This window comes from Paraburkholderia sp. BCC1885 (genome assembly GCF_900996235.1).
Classification (GTDB): Bacteria; Pseudomonadota; Gammaproteobacteria; order Burkholderiales; family Burkholderiaceae; genus Paraburkholderia.
Map to the genome: position 1 here is coordinate 1 of NZ_CAAJGM010000122.1, position 19,497 is coordinate 19,497.

Below are 19,497 nucleotides of genomic sequence, written 5' to 3' on the forward strand. Positions count from 1 at the left end.
GATCGGGGCGTCGTGGGTGATTGCGAACAACGTGCCGGCGGGCAACCCGGGGGCGGACTATCCGCACAGCCTACAGGCCACGGTAGACGAGGTGCGCGCGAGCCACGCGGGCGATCCCGCATTCAGGGTGAGTCACGCGGACGGTTCGGAAGGCTTCTACCGGGTGGAGATCGAGGCACAGCGCACGGGCGTGCCGTATCGCAGCCCGTTCGAGCATCAGAAGCCGGAGACCCATCTGGAGTCGGCGATCGTGGTGGGTCCGCAGGGCGAGGAGGTCTACACGGACGAGCTGAACCGCATCAAGGTGCAGTTCGTGTGGGACCGCCTCAGCGGCGGTGACGAGAAGGCCTCGTGCTGGGTGCGGGTGGCGCAGTCGGATACGGGCAGCGGATACGGCGGCGTGCACATGCCGCGGGTGGGGGAGGAGGTGCTGATTGATCACATCGGCGGTGACTGCGACCGGCCGGTGGTGATGTCGCGGCTGTATAACGGATCGGCGAAGCCGCAGTGGCATTCGAACGGGCTGCTGTCGGGATACCGGTCGAAGGAATACGGCGGCAGCGGGTACAACCAGATGGTGATGGACGACTCGAGCGGGCAGAACCGGGTGCAGCTCCTGAGCAGCACGGCGAACTCGCAGTTGCATCTGGGGTATCTGGTGCAGCACACGGATAACACGCGGGGGGCGTATCTGGGGACGGGGTTTGATCTGAAGTCGGAGTCGTATGGGGCGATCCGGGCGGGGCAGGGACTCTTCGTGTCGAGCCATCCGGCGACGGCGACCCAGCCGCTGAGCGCGGGTCCAGCAAGCGAGCAGCTGATCAATTCGGAAGCGGTGATCGAGAACCTGTCGCAGGCGAGTGTCGCGGCCAATGCGGAGACGCTGCAGCCCGGTCAGGACGCGCTGAAGGCGTTCACGGATGCGACCCAGCACAGCGTACCTGGCGCCAGCGCATCGGGCGGCAACACGGCCGGGGGCGGCACGGGCAACGCGAATGGTTTCGCGAAACCGATCCTGCTGGCGGCGAGCCCGTCCGGCATCGCCCTGTCCACCCAGCAGTCGACGCAGATTGCCGCCGACCAGCACATCAATATCGTCAGCGGCCAGAGCGTGCATGTGGCGACGGGCAAGTCCCTGATCGCGAGCGTGTCGGAAAAAATCAGTCTGTTCGTGCAGAACGCGGGGATGAAGCTGTTTGCGGCCAAGGGCAAGGTGGAAGTTCAGGCGCAGAGCGACGAGGTGACGCTCGCGGCGCTCAAGGACCTGACCATCACCAGTGCGAACGGCAGGCTGGTGCTGTCGGCGGCGAAGGAAGTGTGGATTGGCGCGGGCGGCTCGTACATCAAGATCAATGCAAACCAAATCGAAAACGGTACGCTTGGACAAATTCTTGAAAAATGCGCTTCGTGGGACAAGCCCGGTGCTGTCTCCATGCACATGCCTATGCCTTCGCTTCCGCTTAGCAATATTGCGCAGAATCCCACGCATGAATATACGCAGATTTTTGACATCACCCCGCTCCTCGATTACGAGCGGTTCTCTTCCGCGTTGAATGGCCAACCGTATCGCATCTTCTCCGCAAATGGGATGCTGCAGCAGCAGGGCATGTTGAGCAATGGTGCGACGGCGACAGTCAAAACCCCGAGTTCCGAGAAAGTGAAATGCGAGATCGGCGCAGGTGATTGGGACATCCACGAAGATGCTTACGACCAGGAGGACTTGGAAGTCCAAGAGGCAGAGTTCGACCAACAGGACCACATGCCGAATACGCAACCTACCGGAGCAGGCGTTTGATGAACTCCAACAACCACAGGCGGCGCAAGGGTCCGCACATTCCTCCCAGCCCATTAGTCGAGGCAAGTTTTGTGTTTCAAGACAGCTTGAAGCATCCGATTCAAGGATTGGTAGTTCGCCTAAAAACGGGCGCAGGTGCACCGCCTGCTCCGCGCTGGCAGAGCGGCGGCCAGGATTCCTCTGCGCCGGCGGCCGCTTCCGCGCCATCTACGCCAACCAGTACTCCCGGGTCCGGCGGCAGTGGTCAGACCGTGATCGCCTCAAATAGCCTGGATGTCACGACCGACAAGGACGGTTATGCGGTGACCATCTCGAATGTCGCTCGTAATCAGCCGATTGAGATATTCGTCAAGAAGAAGAGCGGCGAGTTTGGGCTTAAGGGCTCCGTGATGCCGTCAAAGGACATGAACGCCTACGCTATTACTAGCCCCGAATATCACTTCGATGCGGTTACTCAGTTGTCTCCGAAAGACGAGATGGAACTGGATATCCACATGCCTGTGGTTAAGGAAGGCGAAACCATGACGATAGATCGCCTGCTAAACGAATTCGGCCCATACATTGGCGACGCGGAGAAGATCACTGAACAGGGCAAGATTAAAAAGGACTTCCCGGTCAAAAAGACGAGCATGCATACGGACGCTTCCACAGGAAAGTCCGTAACAGATATCGTCATTGAACATCACTACAAAGCTATCAACACCGGTAAGCCGCGGACCGTTACAGTGAGTCTTCTGCCTTCACGGCTAAACTATCCTGCGGCCTTGATGCTTACTGACGATCACTTTTCTTACCTCGCCAAATCATTCGGATGTGAAGCGGCCGCGGTCAAGGCGGTGACGATGACGGAGACTGGCGGACGGGGATACGACAAGAATGGTTTGCCGCGAATCCTGCTAGAACGGCACTATTTCTACCGTCTGTCTTTGCCGAAAGCGAAGCAGGCGAATTGGAAGCACGAGAAAAATCCATACTCCAAATTTTCTGACGTGTGCAATCCTATATATGGTGGCTATGGACCTGCGGAGCTCCATCAATATGAGCGGCTCGTAAAGGCTGCTCGCCTTGACCAGGACGCTGCCCTTATGTCGTGTTCGTGGGGAGCCTTTCAGGTCATGGGTGAATCCTTCAAAGATTGTGGCTGTACCTCTGTAGTCGAGATGGTTAACAGTTATCTTAAAAGCATAGATGGCCACGTGCAGATGTTCGAACAGTTCATGAAGAACGCGAAACCGGTAGCGATAAAGGCATTGAAGGAAAAAAACTGGGTAGATTTTGCTACTGCATACAATGGCGGGAACTGGAGAACTCAGAATCCGGACTACGCAAACAATATGAAATCACATTATGACGAATACAAGTAAATATTTAGGGTGGGCGCTCGCGATTTTTGTTTCTTTTTTTTCGATCATTAGCTTCGCGGGGGATTTGCTTGTTTTCAATGACCCGAATTTAATTGCTATACACGCGAGTGGAAAAATATTTGGCTACTACGGAGTAGAGGATGATCGCACTTCGTGCGCCTTTTTCTTCTCTCAAAAGGGCGGAATTGATGCTTTCCCTCAAAAAAGTACCGATGCCGTGATCGATATCTCCACATTTGTTCTGCCGGGAAAAAATTACGATTACGATCACCGTGACAAAAATTTCGACATTTCCGGGAAGATTTTTGTTAAGAACGGAAAATGGGTTATACAGACTGCCGAGAATCAGGCCGGATGCGACAACGCTACGGGTGTATTCAAGTTTGGACCAGACGAGCAAGATGCTGTGCGCTACACGGTGGCGCAAAGCTCACCCGCATTAGGGATCCGCGTAGTAGAAAAAAAAACATTCTTTAATAACCGGGACCAAAGGTCGTTCGTACCCCGAAGCGGCTTTCTTGTCGGTGGCAATGTTGTTGCGGTAACCGAAACAGATCGCGACTTCTCCTACGTATGGTTCACCAATCCTTCTACCGGGAAGACGACGAAAGGTTGGGTGAAAACGGGCGATCTTGGGAATCCGTTTCCCGTGTCTCCGCAGTAAATGGCGAGTCAAGACTGTGGTCGAGTAGACCGTGCAGCAAGCCGCCAGTCGATAATTGCAGGAGAGAAAATGATCGACCTCGTTCGATTGAGTGACAATATTAATTGCGATGTCCGCCAACGAAGGCAAGATTGATAGTGTGTTCCGGTTAATTACTCGTATCCAGTGAGCAGCTATTTTAATTCGGATCTAGGTCGGGCTACCGCTCTGGATCAGAGCGTTAATCGTCCTGCAAATGTGGGCCGGGATATAGGTGCGGCGCTTGATCGATTCTTTGCCAGGCACCCGGCTGTGTCTCGAAACCCAGGCGATTGGGGCGATAACCAAGGTACTTACGAACGCGAAATACTGGAAATATACGGGCCATCTCGTGACATGGCAGTAATACAGGGAGTCTCTGCTGCGCCAGCTCGATATTCCGCCTTAAAAGCGAAATTGACTTAACGAGGTATGTTTTGAAGACAGGCAACTCGATGGTATATCTGTGTGCCCTACTGTCCCTGGCAGTCGCGGCTGGGAATGTTGTGGCAGTCCAAAATCGCGTAGATTTTTCGGAACAATCGGCACTCGTTTTTTCGGCTCCGCTCTCGAAGAAAGAGCAGGCCAATGCTGGAAGTGGGTGGAAAAGGGCCGTCTACCTGAGCCCGACCGGTGAGCAATTTGATCTCCTTCCGATGGAAACGTTTACATCTAAAGGAGGTGTTGTGTTTCAAGACTCCTATCCACCTCAGGTTTCTCCAACTGGAAAATACGCTGTCCTCGATATCCTGCGCTCCGGATCAGTCGATCCTGGTCAAAACGGTGAGCCACATGCAGAATCAAAGCAGTACTGCCCGGTATTGGAAACACATACGGGATGCATCGTCAGTGCTCAATCTGGCGAATTGTGTGGCGGAAGTTGGGATAAAAAAAGTGATGCATGGATTGTGCCGGGTTATGACGGCGACTCGACAAAAGACATGTTGAGCTATCAGTTTCAGAGCGTGAATGCGCTGTGGCGAGAATACCTTGCTGCGAGCACCAAGCCATTCCGTTATTCGATCAAGAGTGCTTTGACTTCAAATCTAGGCCCGACGAATTTGATGGCGTGCGAACCTCCGGCTGCTGAAAATTGGGAGGCTTACGAGGCTATCTCTCGCCAGCTTAAAAAGGAAGGCGATTTAACCGATGCAACATATATTGACGGCAAACTTGGACTCGCCGGTAAGGGCGATACGGAATCACCAAGCTCGACAATCTCTGTGGACAAGGCACGTCTCTATGATCGGCCAGATATGACAGCTCAGACGCGCATGTATCTGGTGAAGGGGGATCGGGTAAAAATACTAGATAAATCAGTATTGAATTGGGTTCGCATTAAATACGTTGAACAGAATGGCTCGATTATCGACAAGTGGATGCAAGCGACTTCGCTAAAGTGATCTTCGCGTATAGAGCTTAGTTCGATGATTAATTTGATTCGCCTCGACGATGACACTGACCACGGCGGCAAGGTGATCAGTACGCCGGCCACCATGAGCTCCAATGGTATATTCGTCACTGGCAAAGGGCGATGAAATTTCATGTCCGAAGCACGAAGATGTTAGGCTCAATGTAATTGTCGACAGCGACGAATCGATGGCAGATGGCGGTATCCCGATCGCGCGACATGGCTACAAAGCTACCGAAAAAGCATCGGCAAAGAGCTAAAGATAGCGAAATACAGCACAGGGAGATGGTTAAAAATACCGTGGTCGCTGATACGTGCACATGCATATCACTGTCAAAAGATAATTCCCGTGAATCTTCACGCTCAAAATATGCGGAATATGCTTCGTAAAGCAGGCTCATTTTTGGCCGTTGCCATCGTAGTTCTGGCTTTTTCGTGGCGATGCATGGCCGCGGACAAGGTAGAAATCCATAACAGTCAGAAGCTCTATTATGACCAGGCTTTGAATCCGCAATGCGATCTGTTCCTCAAGCATCAGATCGGAGATAAGCTTGCTGGCTACAACATCGGAGACTCATTGATTTCCTCCGGAAAAGCAGTGGTGATGGGTGACTACAAGTTCCCACCTCCTGAGCTTTGCCAGAAATACAGGGTGTCGAAAGATGACGATGTTATCTATGTCGATCCAGAGTCGAAAGCTGAGATCCGCAAGAAAGATCTTATCTCGCTTGACGAGATGCCTCTGTGGACTAGGACGGCCCCTTTTCGGGCGAGATTCAGCATCAGCAATGACCATGGCGATGCCGACGATGATGCTGCACCATCCTGGCTACCGTTTAAGCCGGGAAACGAGGTAATGAACTACATCGCCGTCGATTCGGATAACTACGAGGTTGATGTCGCGACGGGGAGTAGAACGGGGTATCGGTTTTATTCCTTTTTGGATAGATGCTATCTCGCCACCGAGAAGACGCCGCGTCTGTATAAGTACGTGACGTTGTGTGCTCAGCCCGGAAAGCCAAAGTACAGCTACTTTTCAGAAAGTATCGACACCACTAGCCAGCCGTGGATTGATATTACAACCGGCAACACTATCGACCGCGGTGAGCGCATGCCGAGTGAGTCTGTTGAAGTATACGGGGCGCTGCCAGTTAAACCGCTGATTTACTCTGATTATCCGATCGATGGGGAAGGACGCGTAACCCAGGGGCGTGCAATGTGTATGGCGGACTGTGCACCGGGCATGCTTTTGAAGATTTTGCGAAAAGGTCAAAGCATCTGGGGAGCCTCCGGAAAGCCGCCGGCGCCGGGAGAGCAGACATCAGCGTTCTAAGCGGATCTTGGCCGTCGACAGTGTGAGAACTGGACTCTACGTGCGGCGGCCACCGCGGCAATGTCGAGCTCAAGACGCTGATCGCCCAGCCCGTGACGCTGTGGATCCAGCAGACCGACAAATCCTACCTGCCGCACAACGGCTACGTGCACACCGCCCGGCGCCTGGGTTCCAACAACTCTCGTGAACGAGGCGCAGAGCCTACTTTGTAAAAGTTCGATCCTGAAGACGTGACTTGACGCGAAGGATGCGTCACCGCTTGGGAATAGGTACAAATGGGAGGTCCGCATGGCGTTGCAAATTATCGTGATGGGTGAGCCGACCTCGCACAACGGGAAAGTCATTAGCGGCTCGGAAATTCACACGATTGGTGGCAAGCAGATCACCCGCTTGCACGATTTGGTTGATTGCCCGCAGAGGTATCCAGATGGGCGTCTACACGGCGTAAACGAAATCATTTAGACGCGTCCGACTTTCACAATCGACGGATAGCGCGTCGCGTTACACGGACACCATACTGAATGCGGTTGCACGCTGATTGGTAGCACTGTCGCAAGCGTTGGAGATTAGCCGTATTCCGCAGGGCCCTCTAAACGGTCGTCCCAACAACACCAACTTATCCACCCCCACCTCTGCACAACTCCGGGATAAGCCCCCTAACTTCCTGTGTGCCGAACCTTGATAAACTGCGACGCTAATCAGCCACATCAAAAGTTGTCCCGGGCTCAAACCCGCTCTCCAAAAACAGCACCAAGGGTTGTGAAATCCATAGCCCTTTGATCCATCAAAGAATATCCGACTTATCCACAGCAGCAAGCCGCCCTTGTTAACTATTACTACGTATACATATGTCTACAGTAAAAGACAAAAAAGCGAACCCAGCGCGGCCTCACACTCATCCGCACAAAAACACAGCAACCATGCGCCAAAGCGCCCCTCAGACCAGCGGCAAATAAATCTCCGTCACCAGTTCAGACGGCGCCGTATCTTGCGGCGTGTTCAGATATTCCTCGAAAGCGGGAGCATCGGCCGCTTCACGCCCTGATTGCGCAAGCCATTCGCCATACAGCCACTGATAAGCCGCGGCGATATCCTCATACGGACCTTTATGCCGCGGCACCGCGTAAGTCCCACCACGCACAGCCGTGATCGCAACCGGCGCGGCCACCTCGACCTCCGCCTCCACCAATCGCGGCAGGATGACCCCCGCCTTCGACCTCAACTCCGCCTCTGCGACAACGCCCGGGTCGTCGTAAAAAATGCCCACCATCCGTATGTCTGGCGACAACAGGTCTCTTGCGGCAAGCCACTTCATCAGCGCATCGAATGCTTTGCCGATCTGCATGTACGAACCCTTGTGATCGATCGTCAAAACCTGCGTTGCGGGCACTTCCCGAATTTCCACTTCACGCGTCGTCATTTCACTGTCTCCTGATAGCGCATTAAGGCATCCGGACAAAAAGCCTTCCATCCACATTGCGGCGCAACAAAACTCGCACCATCGCTGCAAAGTCCAGAATAGATTGCCGCGCCGCCCTTCCGCAAAGATTCGATAACCGCTCCGATTATTGGATCATTACCATCCACAGACATGGAGATCGCTCGCAACAAGCGGAATCGAGACCGCGAAGCGTGCATATGCGAGCACCCGCATCGGCCACCGTCACCGCCATAAAGCCACCACCGCACGACATCGAATCACGAGCAGGTCCGGCGCTTTGGGGCTATCGTGACAGCTATCCCAGCACGCTGACGCCGTCCACCCGCCACGGAGCCGTAGAGATGAGCTACACCGAGATCATCGGCAGCCGCACTTACCGCTTTGCCGACCTGAAAACGCTGCTGGCGAAAGCGAGCCCGCTGCGCTCAGGCGACCAGCTCGCGGGCATCGCGGCCGCCAGCGAGGAAGAGCGCGTCGCCGCCAAAATGGCGCTCGCGCAGGTGCCGCTGCGCGCCTTCCTCAGCGAGGCACTGATCCCATACGAAAGCGACGAGGTCACGCGCCTCACAATCGACGATCACTCGTCCGAGGCCTTTGCCGACATCGCTCATCTGACAGTTGGCGACTTCCGCAACTGGCTGCTCAGCAGCGCGACGGACAGCGCGGCGCTCACCCGCATCGCCGCGGGGCTGACGCCGGAGATGGTGGCCGCCGTGTCGAAACTGATGCGCAACCAGGACCTGATCGCGGCGGCGCGCAAGCGTCCGGTAATCACACGTTTTCGCAATACGGTGGGCTTGCCCGGACACATGTCGGTGCGCCTGCAACCCAATCATCCTACCGACGACGTCAAAGGCATCGCCGCTTCGATGCTCGACGGCCTGATGTACGGCTGCGGCGACGCGATGATCGGCATCAATCCTGCCACCGACAGCCTCGCCGCGATCACCACGCTGCTGCGGATGACCGACGACTTCCGCCAGCGCTACCAGGTGCCGACGCAATCGTGCGTGCTCACCCACGTGACCAACACGATTGCCGCCATCGAGAAGGACGCGCCGGTGGATCTCGTGTTCCAGTCGATTGCCGGCACGCAACAGGCGAACGCCGGCTTCGGCATTTCGTTGGCGCTGCTGCAGGAAGCCTACGAAGCGGCGCTGTCGCTTGATCGCGGCACGGTCGGCAACAATGTCATGTATTTCGAAACCGGCCAGGGCAGCGCGCTCTCGGCAAACGCGCATCACGGCGTCGACCAGCAGACCTGCGAGGTGCGCGCCTACGCGGTGGCGCGCAAGTTCAATCCGTTCCTCGTCAACACGGTGGTCGGCTTCATCGGCCCCGAATATCTGTACGACGGCAAGCAGATCACGCGTGCTGGTCTCGAAGATCACTTCTGCGGCAAACTGCTCGGCGTGCCGATGGGCTGCGACATCTGCTACACGAATCACGCCGAGGCGGATCAGGACGACATGGACAACCTGCTGACGCTGCTCGGCGTCGCGGGCATCAACTTCATCATGGGCGTGCCTGGGGCGGACGACGTGATGCTGAACTATCAAAGCACCTCCTTCCACGACGCGCTGTATGTGCGCGACGTGTTGGGCTTGCGTCGAGCGCCCGAATTCGAGGCGTGGCTGGAGTCGATGCAGATCACCGATACACGTGGCATCCTGCTCAGCGGTGCGACACGGCAGCCCTTGCTGGAAGGCGCGCGCGAATGGATGGGCATGGCATGAGCCAGGATTTCCTCGAAAAGAATCCGTGGAGCGCGTTGCGGCAATTCACTAACGCGCGCATTGCGCTTGGCCGTGCCGGCAACAGCTTGCCGACCGAGCCGCTGCTCGCGTTCAACCTCTCGCATGCCCAGGCGCGGGACGCAGTGCATCATCCACTTGAGGTCGAGCCGCTGCACGAGCAGTTGCGCGCCAACGGCTTCACCACGCTCGATGTGCATAGCGCCGCGCCGGATCGCCAGCATTATTTGCGGCGTCCCGATCTGGGAAGGCGTCTCGCGGACGAAAGCCGCGCGGCACTCGTTGAGACGCTGCGGGCTCAGGCCGCTACGGAAGCGCCGGAAGTGGTATTCGTCATCGCCGACGGCTTATCGGCTTTCGCGGCCTCGAAGCAATCCATCCCGCTCCTGCAGGCCGTGTGCGCAAAACTCACCGATTGGAATATCGGACCCGTGGTGGTCGCACGGCAAGCGCGAGTGGCGCTCGGCGATGAAATCGGCGAGCTGTTGCGCACGCAACTCGTCGTGATGTTGATTGGCGAACGTCCGGGCTTGAGTTCGCCGGATAGCCTCGGCATCTATCTGACCTATGCGCCCAAAGTGGGCTGCAGCGACGCGCAGCGCAATTGCATTTCGAATGTGCGGCCCGAGGGTTTGAGCTACGCCGGCGCGGCGCACAAACTGCACTATCTGCTGACGCGCGCACGCCGTCTGGGGCTTACTGGCGTGGGACTGAAAGACGATAGCGACGCCTTGCTGGAAGCCGCAACGCAGACACCCGCGATCATCGCTACATCGGCGACAAAGTAAAACGTAAGTACATCGAAACATACTCGCGCCTGCGCGTCCACCTTCACGACGTCACAGGCGCGATCCCTTCACGCATCTGCCCGTTCAACCGGATGCGCGCCCAGCCATGCGTTCTCCTCAGCTTCGAAGAGCCGCGAGCGCGTCAAAAACCTGAGCCCAGTTGGCCGTTCCAGTGAAAACATTCCGCCATTGCCCGGCACGACGTCGATGATCAGTTGCGTGTTCTGCCAATACTCGAATTGCGATTCGCTCATATAAAACGGCACCTCGGCAATCGTGCCCAGCTTCACATCGGACGAACCGACCATAAACTCGCCCGCCGGAAAACACATCGGCGCGCTGCCATCGCAGCATCCTCCCGATTGATGAAACAGCAGCGGCCCATGTTCGGCGCGCAACTTGCCGATCAGGTCCGCTGCGGCGGGCGTCACGATCACGCGTTCCACTTCCTTGTCAGCCATAACGATTCCTCGCTCAGAAAAGGCAGCGAGCCGCACGACGCGGCTCGCTCAAAGGAACGTCTGGATCAGAAGAAGCCGAGCGGCTTCTGGCTGTAGCTGACGAGGAGGTTCTTGGTTTGCTGGTAGTGATCGAGCATCATCTTGTGGTTCTCACGGCCAATGCCCGATTGCTTGTAGCCGCCGAACGCCGCATGCGCCGGATACGCGTGATAGCAGTTGGTCCACACGCGGCCGGCCTGAATGCCACGTCCCATGCGGTATGCCAGCGTACCGTCGCGCGTCCACACGCCGGCGCCGAGACCGTAGAGGGTATCGTTGGCGATTTCCAGAGCATCCTCTTCATTCTTGAAGGTCGTGACCGACACCACCGGTCCGAAGATTTCTTCCTGGAAGATGCGCATCTTGTTGTGGCCGCGAAATACGGTCGGCTTGATGTAGTAGCCCTTGCTCAGCTCACCGTCGAGCGTGTTGCGCTCGCCGCCGATCAGACATTCGGCGCCTTCCTGCTTGCCGAGGTCGATATACGAGAGGATTTTCTCGAGTTGTTCCTGGGAAGCCTGGGCGCCGATCATCGTCTTGCTGTCGAGCGGATGGCCTTGCGTGATAGCGGAGACGCGTTTGATCGCGCGTTCCATGAAACGGTCGTAGATCTTCTCTTCGACCAGCACGCGCGACGGGCAGGTACACACTTCGCCCTGATTCAGCGCGAACATCGCGAAGCCTTCGAGCGCCTTGTCGAAGTAGCTGTCGTCGTGATCCATCACATCGGCGAAGAAAATGTTCGGGCTCTTGCCGCCGAGTTCGAGCGTCACCGGAATGATGTTCTGGCTCGCGTACTGCATGATCAGACGGCCGGTGGTCGTTTCACCGGTGAAGGCGATCTTGGCGATGCGCTTGTTCGACGCGAGCGGCTTGCCCGCTTCCAGACCAAAGCCGTTCACGACGTTGACCACGCCGGCCGGCAGCAGATCATGGATCAGTTCCAGCAGCACGAGGATCGACGCCGGGGTTTGCTCCGCCGGTTTCAGGACGACGCAGTTGCCGGCGGCGAGGGCCGGCGCCAGCTTCCAGATCGCCATCAGGATCGGGAAGTTCCACGGGATGATCTGTCCCACCACCCCTAGCGGCTCGTGAAAGTGATAGGCGACGGTGTCGGCGTCGATCTCGGAGATCGAGCCTTCCTGGGCGCGGATGCAGCCCGCGAAGTAGCGGATGTGATCGATGGCGAGCGGGATGTCGGCCGCCATGGTTTCGCGCAGCGGCTTGCCGTTGTCGATGGTCTCGGCAACCGCCAGCTTCTGCAGATTCGCTTCCATCCGGTCCGCGATGCGGTTGAGGATGTTGGCGCGATCGGTGGTGGAGGTTTTGCCCCACGCCGTTTTGGCGCGATGCGCGGCGTCGAGCGCGAGTTCGATATCGGCTTCGCGCGAACGCGGAATCGACGTGAACGGTTCACCGGTGATGGGCGAGATGTTGTCGAAATACTCGCCGCCAACCGGCTTGACCCACTCGCCGCCGATAAAATTGCCGTATTGCTTTTTGTACGGGAATTCAGTGGTCAGAAACTGCATTTCAGCGTGATTCATCTGTCTGCTCCTCACATGTTCGTATGGTGAATACCCGGCGCGGATTTCCCGCTTGCCGCCCGTCGCAGATGCCAGAAGCGTGCCAGTGCGAAGGGGAGGGAGGCGGGTAAGTGGGGCGGCCTTAATGGGGAGGCAGGGCGGCGCGGACTGTTCAATGTGATCAGGCGGACGCGCGCTTTTTCTGAACACCACGCGCAGAGTGTTCAGAATTTGAGCAACGACGAATTGGAGATCTGACGAGCGGTTCTCAGCTCACCTGCGCAACAACCTCAACCCATTCCCCACCACCAGCAGGCTCGCCCCGGCATCGGCGAACACCGCCATCCACATCGTGCCGTAGCCCATCAAGGTGAGCGTCAGGAACACCGCTTTCACGCCGAGCGCCAGCGCGATGTTTTGCACCAGCACGGAATGCGTCGCTCGCGAGAGCCGGATGAACAGGGGGATTTTGCGCAGGTCGTCGTCCATGAGCGCGACGTCGGCGGTTTCGATGGCGGTGTCGGTGCCCATGGCGCCCATCGCAAAGCCGATGTCGGCGCGAGCGAGCGCGGGTGCGTCGTTGATGCCGTCGCCTACCATTCCCACCGTCGCGCCCTGGGCCGCGAGTGCTTCCACCGCCTTGAGCTTGTCCTCCGGCAACTGATCGCCATGCGCGCGGTCGATGCCGACCTGGCGCGCAATCGCCGCGGCGGTATGCGGGTTGTCGCCGCTCAGCATGGCCGTCTGGACGCCCAGCGTCCGCAGATCGGCGATGGCTGCGTGGCTGCTGTCCTTCACCGTGTCGGCGACGGCGAAGAGGCTCAGCACACGTTCGTCGTCCATCAGCATGACGACGGTTTTGCCCTCGCGTTCGAGCGTCTCGAGCCGCGCTTCGAGGGCAGGCGAACAGTGCCCGAGTTCGTGCACCAGACGGTGATTGCCGAGCCGATACGGCACGCCGTCGATGGCGCCGCTCACGCCGCGTCCCAAGATGGCTTCGAACGCTTCGACCGGTGATACGGGGATGCCGTCCGCCGTAGCGGCACTCGCAATCGCCCGCGACACAGGATGATCCGAGCGGCTCGCGAGGCTTGCGGCAAGCCTGCGGCAATGGCTGGCTTCGAGATCCGCGCGCAGTTCGAAGTCCGTCTGAACCGGCTTGCCGTGCGTGAGGGTGCCGGTCTTGTCGAGCGCGAGCCACGTCAGCTTGCGTCCCTGTTCGAGGTAGGCGCCGCCCTTGATCAGGATGCCGTGACGGGCCGCCGCCGCCAGCCCGCTGACGATCGTCACCGGCGTGGAAATCACCAGCGCGCACGGGCAGGCGATCACCAGCATCACCAGCGCCTTGTAGATCCAGTCGTGCCAAATGCCGCCGAATAGCAGCGGCGGAATCACCGCGACGGCCAGCGCGATGGCGAATACGATCGGCGTGTAGACGCGCGCGAACCGGTCGACGAAGCGCTGCGTCGGTGCTTTGGAGCCCTGAGCTTCTTCGACGGCGTGGATGATGCGCGCCAGCGTCGTGTTGCCGGCGGCAGCCGTGACGCGATAGTCGAACGAGCCGGCCAGGTTGATCGTGCCGGCGAAGACCGCGTCGCCCGCAGTCTTGTCGACCGGCAGGCTCTCGCCGGTGATCGGCGCCTGATTCACGCTCGAGCGGCCCGCGACGATCTCACCGTCCAGGCCGATCCGTTCGCCTGGCTTCACGCGCACGGTCTGGCCGGCGCTCACCGACTGGATGTCGGCCTCGCGCCAATCGCCATCCGGCTGCTGCACCGTGGCGGTCTCGGGCGTCAGTTGCATCAGGCCTTTGATGGCGTTGCGGGCGCGGTCGAGCGATCTGGCCTCGATCAGTTCGGCGATCGTGAACAGCACCATCACCATGGCCGCTTCTGACCATTGGCGCAGGATTAGCGCGCCGGTGACCGCAATGCTCATCAGCGCGTTGATGTTGAGGTTGCCGTTGCGGATCGCGAGCCAGCCTTTCCGGTACGTGCTGAGGCCGCAAGAGACGACCGCGACGATCGCGAGTGCCGCAGCAAGCCACGCCGGCGCGCCGAGCCAACTGGCGGCCTCGGAGCCGACGGCCGCCACGCCAGCCATGGCGAGCGGCCACCAGGGCCTGGACGGCGTGGCGGGCGTGCTGGCAAGCGGCGTGGCGGCATCGGCGTCGGCCAGCTCGGGTTCGAAGTCGAGCGAGCGCAGGCTCGCCAGGATCGAACCCAGCGCCTCCGGCGTATGCACGACGGTGAGCACACGCTGCATCAGGTTGAAGTCGAGCCCCACCACGTAAGGCATCCGGCCGAGCTTCTTGCGGATCAGCGCCTCTTCGGTCGGGCAGTCCATCTGCATGATGCGGATCGAGGTGCGCACGTGAGCGCCCAGGGTTTCCGGTCCGGCGAGCGTGGCCAGGTCGACGGGAGCAGTGCTGCAGCAGGCGTCGGCGTGGTCGTGGCTGTGGCCGTGATGGTGGTCGTGACCGCACTCATGGTCGTGGGAATCTTGATGCCTGTCTTCCAGAAGCCCCGCCGGCTGGGCATGAGCGCACGATTCTCCATGTTCGTGAGGATGCGTTTCGGCGGTGCTGGCGTGAGGCATGGTGGCTTCCTGGCTGGATTTGTGGTCTAGTAAACACCTTGAAGCCACTACAAGGTCAAGGACGCAATCCGGAGGCTCCATGAAAATCGGCGAACTCGCGAAGATTGCCCACTGCACCACCGAGACCATCCGCTTCTACGAAAAAGAGGGCCTGTTGCCCGAAGCGGACCGCACCGAAGCCAATTACCGCAGCTACACGGCGCGGCACGTCGAACGCCTGCGTTTCATCCGCAATTGCCGGGCGCTCGACATGACTCACGACGAAATCCGTGCCCTGTTGCGTCTGACCGACGCCCCGGCCGACGGCTGCGGCGCGATCAACACATTGATCGACGAGCACATTGCGCACGTCGACACGCGCATCGAGGAGCTCAAGCAACTCAAGGCGCAATTGACGACGCTGCGCGAGCAGTGTCAGACCGAGCAGGCGGTCGAAGATTGCGGCATCGTCCATGGCCTCACCGACATGGAAGTGAGCGCGCCGCGTTCGCGTCACACCCACCTGGGTTGAACGGGCGCTGCCCGTCGAAAATATCGCCTCGCGCGCGTGCTAAGCGTGCTGCGGGGTGAATCAACAAAATGAATCGAAGTTGGAGAAGCAACGTGTTCAAGTGTAGAAATCAGTCCTGCGAAGCGCGGTGGGAGCAATCGGACGTCGTGATCAAGAACGAGGGCCAGGGGCTCCTGTTCCGCTGCCCGATGTGCGGCGCGCGCAATTACGTCGAACGTTTCGACGCGGACGACGGCTCGGTGGTGTACGAGCAGATCGAAGGCCGTCCGTCTCCCGGCCCGATGGCCGAATAGTCCGTAGCCTTCAGCCGATAGCGAGCCATCCTAATGAATAGTCCCACCCAAGCCGGCGCGCCGTTCAGCCAGTTGCCGTTGCCGCCAGCCGTGCTCGCCAACCTGACGCAGCTCGGCTATGTCGACATGACGCCGATTCAGGCTGCGAGCTTGCCGCTCGCGCTGGCCGGCCACGATCTGATTGCCCAGGCGAAAACCGGTAGCGGCAAGACCGCGGCGTTTTCGCTGGCGCTGCTGTCACGCCTCGACGCCCGCAATTTCGACGTGCAGGCCATGGTGCTGTGCCCGACGCGCGAACTCGCCGACCAGGTCACCCAGGAAATCCGCCGCCTCGCGCGCGCCGAGCAGAACATCAAGGTGCTGACGCTGTGCGGCGGCACGCCGATGCGTCCGCAGACGACGAGTCTGGAACAAGGCGCGCATATTGTCGTCGGCACGCCGGGCCGCATCATGGATCACCTCGAGCGCGGCACCCTGGCGCTTGGCGCGTTGAATACGCTGGTGCTCGATGAAGCCGACCGCATGCTCGACATGGGCTTCTTCGAAGATATCGCCACCGTCGTGCGTCAATGTCCTAAAGAGCGGCAGACGCTGCTGTTCTCGGCGACCTATCCGGACGGCATCGGCAAGCTGAGCCAGCAGTTCCTGCGTAGTCCGAAGGAAATCAAGCTCGAAGAGCGGCACGACAACAGCAAGATCCGGCAGCGTTTTTACGAAGTGACGGAAGACGGCCGGCTGCATGCCGTCGGGCTGCTGCTGAACCACTATCGTCCGGTAAGCACGCTGGCGTTCTGCAATACCAAGCAGCAATGCCGCGATCTGCTCGACGTGTTGCGTGCGCAAGGTTTTCACGCGCTCGCGCTACACGGCGAGCTCGATCAGCGTGAGCGCGATCAGGTGCTGATCCAGTTTGCCAACCGAAGCTGTTCGGTGCTGGTGGCCACGGACGTCGCCGCGCGTGGTCTGGATATCGCGCAACTGGAAGCGGTGATCAACGTCGATGTGACGCCGGACCCGGAAGTGCACGTGCACCGCATCGGCCGCACGGGCCGCGCCGACCAGGAAGGCTGGGCGCTGAGTCTGGCGAGCATGAACGAGATGGGCCGCGTCGGCAGTCTCGAACAGGCACAAGGGCGCGAGGTGGAATGGCACCCGTTGTCGGAACTGACCTCCACCAGCAACGAACGCCTGCTGCCGCCGATGGAAACGCTGCAGATTCTCGGTGGCCGCAAAGAAAAGATTCGCCCAGGCGACGTGCTCGGCGCGCTGACCGGCGAAGCGGGTTTCGCCGGCGCGCAGATCGGCAAGATCAACGTGACGGAGTTTTCGACTTACGTCGCGGTCGAACGCAGCATCGCACGCGATGCGTTGCGCAAGCTCAGCGCCGGCAAGGTGAAGGGCAAGAAGGTCAAAGTCCGGATGATGGACGAGTAAGCCCGGTGTAAGCAGTAGCAGCGGCTGCGTTCGCATGGGCGCAGCCGTCCCGATTTATCCCATCCCGCCGCATTTCCCGCATGGTCCGGTTCGCGCCTGGCCACCAGGCCACCAGGCTACCTGGCTACCTGGCCATCGCGCTTCATTGCCCCTCGTCTTCCCTGCCTTCCCGAGTCCCGTCGGGCCAGCCGCTTGCCATGACGTAAACGCATGCCGCGCATGACAAAGTATCGATTGTGGACGCATCAGGGCTCGGGCCTAATCGTCAGACTGGCCGGAGCGCGTGGAATGGCGCGCGTGTAAGCCTCGCCGTCAGATGGAGAAGCCGTTATGCAGAGCGCCTTGCACGCCCGCTCGAAATTGCCCGATGTGGGGACCACAATCTTTACCGTCATCGGCCAGCTGGCCGCGCAGCACGATGCGTTGAATCTGTCGCAAGGCGCTCCGAATTTCGCGCCGGACCCGAAGCTGGTGGACGACGTCGCCGCGGCCATGCGCGCCGGACATAACCAGTACGCGCCGATGGCCGGTATCGGCGCGCTGCGCGAAGCGCTCGCCGACAAGGTCGAGACGCTGTATGGCGTGCGATACGACCCGGCCGCCGAGATCACCGTGATCGCCAGCGCGAGCGAGGGGCTGTATGCGACGATCAGCGCGCTCGTGCATCCGGGTGACGAGGTGATCTACTTCGAACCGTCCTTCGACAGCTACGCGCCCATCGTGCGCCTGCAAGGAGCAACGCCGGTTCCGATCAAACTGTCGCTGGCCGATTTTAGGGTGAACTGGGACGAGGTCGCCGCCGCGATCACGCCGAAGACGCGCATGATCATCGTCAACACGCCGCATAACCCGACGGCAACCGTGTTCGGCGAGGCCGACATCGAGCGCCTCAAAGCCGTCACCCGCCACACCGATATCGTGGTGCTGGCCGACGAGGTCTACGAACACGTCGTGTTCGACGGCGCGCAGCATCAGAGCATGGCGTGCCATGCCGAGCTGGCGGCGCGCAGCGTGATCGTGTCGTCGTTCGGCAAGACGCATCACGTGACGGGTTGGCGGGTCGGTTATTGCCTTGCACCCGCCGAGCTGATGGACGAGATTCGCAAGGTCCATCAATTCATGGTGTTTTCCGCCGACACGCCCATGCAATACGCGTTCGTCGAAGCGCTCGCCAGGCCGGACAGCTATCTCGGGCTGGCGGCGTTCTATCAGCGCAAGCGCGATCTGTTGGCACGTGAATTACGCGAGTCGCGTTTCGAACTGTTGCACAGCGAGGGGTCTTTTTTCATGCTCGCGCGCTTTCGTGGCTTCTCGGACGAAAGCGACAGCGACTTCGTATTGCGCCTGATTCGCGATGCACGCGTGGCGACGATTCCGCTCTCGGCGTTTTACACGGACGGCACGGATTCCGGTCTGATCCGCCTGAGTTTTTCGAAGGACGACGCGACGCTGATCGAAGGGGCGCGGCGACTCTGTTCAGTCGCGCCGAAGTAAGCCTGCCGCTGTTTCTGTCGCTATCGTTATGGAGGGAGCCTTGAGGGGCTCTCCCTATTGCTCCGCGCTCGACTCGCCGTGATAGAAGACCATCCAGTCGCCGAAGAAACGGCCGTCGAAGGGAATGGTGCTGTTCACGATATCGATCACGACTTCGTCCTGCAGACCGATCAGGGCGTCTTCGGCTTCCATGGCGGACGGCGCCGGGAAGAACAGGCGCGAAGTGGCGGGATCCGCGAAGCGCAGATAAAGATGCGCCGCATACGCGGTCCGCACGTGACATAACGGACCAATCGCGGGGCCGGGATAGCCGAGGCCGTCGAGCGGCGTGTCGAGCTGGTTGCGGCCGTGCAGCAGCCCCAGATAAAGTCCGTTGGGCGCATCCTTCATTTTGCCGTACAGCGGCAACGCGCGGTCGTCGCGGCAAAGAAAGTGCCCGTGCTCGAGCGGGGGATTGATACCTCGCAATGCGGAAATACGAGGCGCTCTGGCATCAAGGTCACCTTGCAACGCAGCGTGTGCGCCGCGCGGCGAGCTTGCGTCGGATAGCCGTAGAAAAAAAGAAGCCATGGG

16 protein-coding genes and 3 pseudogenes are annotated in these 19,497 nt (G+C 59.3%); 14 read left to right on the forward strand and 5 right to left on the reverse strand.

The features are described 5' to 3' along the window. From FQ755_RS12910 to FQ755_RS12945, 8 genes and pseudogenes are all read left to right on the forward strand, one after another. On the forward strand, positions 1-1,795 hold a 1,795-nt coding region (locus tag FQ755_RS12910), incomplete at its 5' end, for a DUF2345 domain-containing protein (protein WP_144154723.1). Then, entirely contained in the window at positions 1,795-3,159 is a 1,365-nt protein-coding gene (locus FQ755_RS12915) for an N-acetylmuramidase family protein (protein WP_144154963.1), read from the forward strand. The genes FQ755_RS12910 and FQ755_RS12915, both read left to right, overlap by 1 nt. Next, positions 3,143-3,823 carry a hypothetical protein gene (locus FQ755_RS12920; protein WP_144154725.1) on the forward strand — a complete coding sequence of 227 codons (681 nt, stop codon included), beginning with the start codon at positions 3,143-3,145 and terminating at the stop codon, positions 3,821-3,823. The genes FQ755_RS12915 and FQ755_RS12920 overlap by 17 nt, the downstream gene beginning before the upstream one ends. 455 nt (positions 3,824-4,278) lie before the next feature. Beyond that, entirely contained in the window at positions 4,279-5,244 is a 966-nt protein-coding gene (locus FQ755_RS12925) for a hypothetical protein (protein WP_144154727.1), read from the forward strand. A 24-nt stretch (positions 5,245-5,268) separates the two neighbouring features. Continuing rightward, positions 5,269-5,512 (forward strand): annotated as a pseudogene (locus tag FQ755_RS38105) (PAAR domain-containing protein). An 89-nt stretch (positions 5,513-5,601) separates the two neighbouring features. Then, positions 5,602-6,585: a hypothetical protein gene (locus FQ755_RS12935; RefSeq protein WP_144154729.1), complete on the forward strand. Its 984-nt coding sequence runs from the start codon at positions 5,602-5,604 to the stop codon at positions 6,583-6,585. A gap of 29 nt (positions 6,586-6,614) precedes the next feature. Next, positions 6,615-6,767 (forward strand): annotated as a pseudogene (locus tag FQ755_RS12940) (contractile injection system protein, VgrG/Pvc8 family); the annotation flags it as partial. 106 nt (positions 6,768-6,873) lie between these two features. Beyond that, positions 6,874-7,155: pseudogene (locus tag FQ755_RS12945) on the forward strand (PAAR domain-containing protein). A 367-nt stretch (positions 7,156-7,522) separates the two neighbouring features. Here the strand turns inward: FQ755_RS12945 and FQ755_RS12950 are convergent. Continuing rightward, positions 7,523-8,005 carry a GyrI-like domain-containing protein gene (locus FQ755_RS12950; protein WP_144154731.1) on the reverse strand — a complete coding sequence of 161 codons (483 nt, stop codon included), beginning with the start codon at positions 8,003-8,005 and terminating at the stop codon, positions 7,523-7,525. 362 nt (positions 8,006-8,367) lie between these two features. Between FQ755_RS12950 and FQ755_RS12955 the strand changes: the two genes are divergently transcribed. Both FQ755_RS12955 and eutC read left to right on the forward strand, forming a co-directional pair. Further along, positions 8,368-9,762: an ethanolamine ammonia-lyase subunit EutB gene (locus FQ755_RS12955; RefSeq protein WP_144154967.1), complete on the forward strand. Its 1,395-nt coding sequence runs from the start codon at positions 8,368-8,370 to the stop codon at positions 9,760-9,762. Then, a complete protein-coding gene (gene eutC / locus FQ755_RS12960) occupies positions 9,759-10,568 on the forward strand; it encodes an ethanolamine ammonia-lyase subunit EutC (protein WP_260858553.1) in 810 nt (269 codons plus the stop codon). Before FQ755_RS12955 ends, eutC begins: the two co-directional genes overlap by 4 nt. A 68-nt stretch (positions 10,569-10,636) precedes the next feature. On the opposite strand, the gene FQ755_RS12965 is transcribed toward eutC, so the two are convergent. The 3 genes from FQ755_RS12965 to FQ755_RS12975 all read right to left on the reverse strand — a co-directional run bounded on the left by FQ755_RS12965 (position 10,637) and on the right by FQ755_RS12975 (position 15,192). Then, positions 10,637-11,029 carry a DUF779 domain-containing protein gene (locus FQ755_RS12965; protein ID WP_144154735.1) on the reverse strand — a complete coding sequence of 131 codons (393 nt, stop codon included), beginning with the start codon at positions 11,027-11,029 and terminating at the stop codon, positions 10,637-10,639. A 65-nt stretch (positions 11,030-11,094) separates the two neighbouring features. Further along, positions 11,095-12,615: an aldehyde dehydrogenase gene (gene adh / locus FQ755_RS12970; RefSeq protein ID WP_144154737.1), complete on the reverse strand. Its 1,521-nt coding sequence runs from the start codon at positions 12,613-12,615 to the stop codon at positions 11,095-11,097. 252 nt (positions 12,616-12,867) lie between these two features. Further along, positions 12,868-15,192, reverse strand: coding sequence for a heavy metal translocating P-type ATPase (locus tag FQ755_RS12975; RefSeq protein WP_144154739.1), 2,325 nt, complete (start codon positions 15,190-15,192; stop codon positions 12,868-12,870). A 79-nt stretch (positions 15,193-15,271) separates the two neighbouring features. Here FQ755_RS12975 and cadR point away from each other — a divergent pair, with 79 nt between their 5' ends. The 4 genes from cadR to FQ755_RS12995 all read left to right on the forward strand — a co-directional run bounded on the left by cadR (position 15,272) and on the right by FQ755_RS12995 (position 18,924). Next, positions 15,272-15,703 (forward strand): Cd(II)/Pb(II)-responsive transcriptional regulator, encoded by a 432-nt coding sequence (gene cadR / locus FQ755_RS12980; RefSeq protein WP_144154741.1) that lies wholly within the window; start codon positions 15,272-15,274, stop codon positions 15,701-15,703. Between the two features lie 92 nt (positions 15,704-15,795). Next, positions 15,796-15,996 carry a hypothetical protein gene (locus FQ755_RS12985; RefSeq protein ID WP_144154743.1) on the forward strand — a complete coding sequence of 67 codons (201 nt, stop codon included), beginning with the start codon at positions 15,796-15,798 and terminating at the stop codon, positions 15,994-15,996. Between the two features lie 33 nt (positions 15,997-16,029). Then, positions 16,030-17,430: an ATP-dependent RNA helicase DbpA gene (gene dbpA, locus FQ755_RS12990; protein ID WP_144154745.1), complete on the forward strand. Its 1,401-nt coding sequence runs from the start codon at positions 16,030-16,032 to the stop codon at positions 17,428-17,430. 330 nt (positions 17,431-17,760) lie between these two features. Then, complete coding sequence (locus FQ755_RS12995; RefSeq protein WP_144154747.1) at positions 17,761-18,924, forward strand: pyridoxal phosphate-dependent aminotransferase; 1,164 nt, start codon at positions 17,761-17,763, stop codon at positions 18,922-18,924. 54 nt (positions 18,925-18,978) lie between these two features. Here FQ755_RS12995 and FQ755_RS13000 read toward each other — a convergent pair whose 3' ends face one another. Beyond that, entirely contained in the window at positions 18,979-19,494 is a 516-nt protein-coding gene (locus FQ755_RS13000) for a hypothetical protein (RefSeq protein WP_144154749.1), read from the reverse strand. Positions 19,495-19,497 lie beyond the last annotated feature (3 nt).

What these genes read in the sequence shown, in the direction of transcription:
- FQ755_RS12915 (WP_144154963.1), top strand. Translation starts at nt 1,795, where the DNA reads ATGAACTCCAACAACCACAGGCGGCGCAAGGGTCCGCACATTCCTCCC.
- FQ755_RS12920 (WP_144154725.1), top strand. Translation starts at nt 3,143, where the DNA reads ATGACGAATACAAGTAAATATTTAGGGTGGGCGCTCGCGATTTTTGTT.
- FQ755_RS12950 (WP_144154731.1), bottom strand. Translation starts at nt 8,005, where the DNA reads ATGACGACGCGTGAAGTGGAAATTCGGGAAGTGCCCGCAACGCAGGTT.
- FQ755_RS12955 (WP_144154967.1), top strand. Translation starts at nt 8,368, where the DNA reads ATGAGCTACACCGAGATCATCGGCAGCCGCACTTACCGCTTTGCCGAC.
- eutC (WP_260858553.1), top strand. Translation starts at nt 9,759, where the DNA reads ATGAGCCAGGATTTCCTCGAAAAGAATCCGTGGAGCGCGTTGCGGCAA.
- FQ755_RS12965 (WP_144154735.1), bottom strand. Translation starts at nt 11,029, where the DNA reads ATGGCTGACAAGGAAGTGGAACGCGTGATCGTGACGCCCGCCGCAGCG.
- adh (WP_144154737.1), bottom strand. Translation starts at nt 12,615, where the DNA reads ATGAATCACGCTGAAATGCAGTTTCTGACCACTGAATTCCCGTACAAA.
- FQ755_RS12975 (WP_144154739.1), bottom strand. Translation starts at nt 15,192, where the DNA reads ATGCCTCACGCCAGCACCGCCGAAACGCATCCTCACGAACATGGAGAA.
- cadR (WP_144154741.1), top strand. Translation starts at nt 15,272, where the DNA reads ATGAAAATCGGCGAACTCGCGAAGATTGCCCACTGCACCACCGAGACC.
- dbpA (WP_144154745.1), top strand. Translation starts at nt 16,030, where the DNA reads ATGAATAGTCCCACCCAAGCCGGCGCGCCGTTCAGCCAGTTGCCGTTG.
- FQ755_RS12995 (WP_144154747.1), top strand. Translation starts at nt 17,761, where the DNA reads ATGCAGAGCGCCTTGCACGCCCGCTCGAAATTGCCCGATGTGGGGACC.
- FQ755_RS13000 (WP_144154749.1), bottom strand. Translation starts at nt 19,494, where the DNA reads ATGGCTTCTTTTTTTCTACGGCTATCCGACGCAAGCTCGCCGCGCGGC.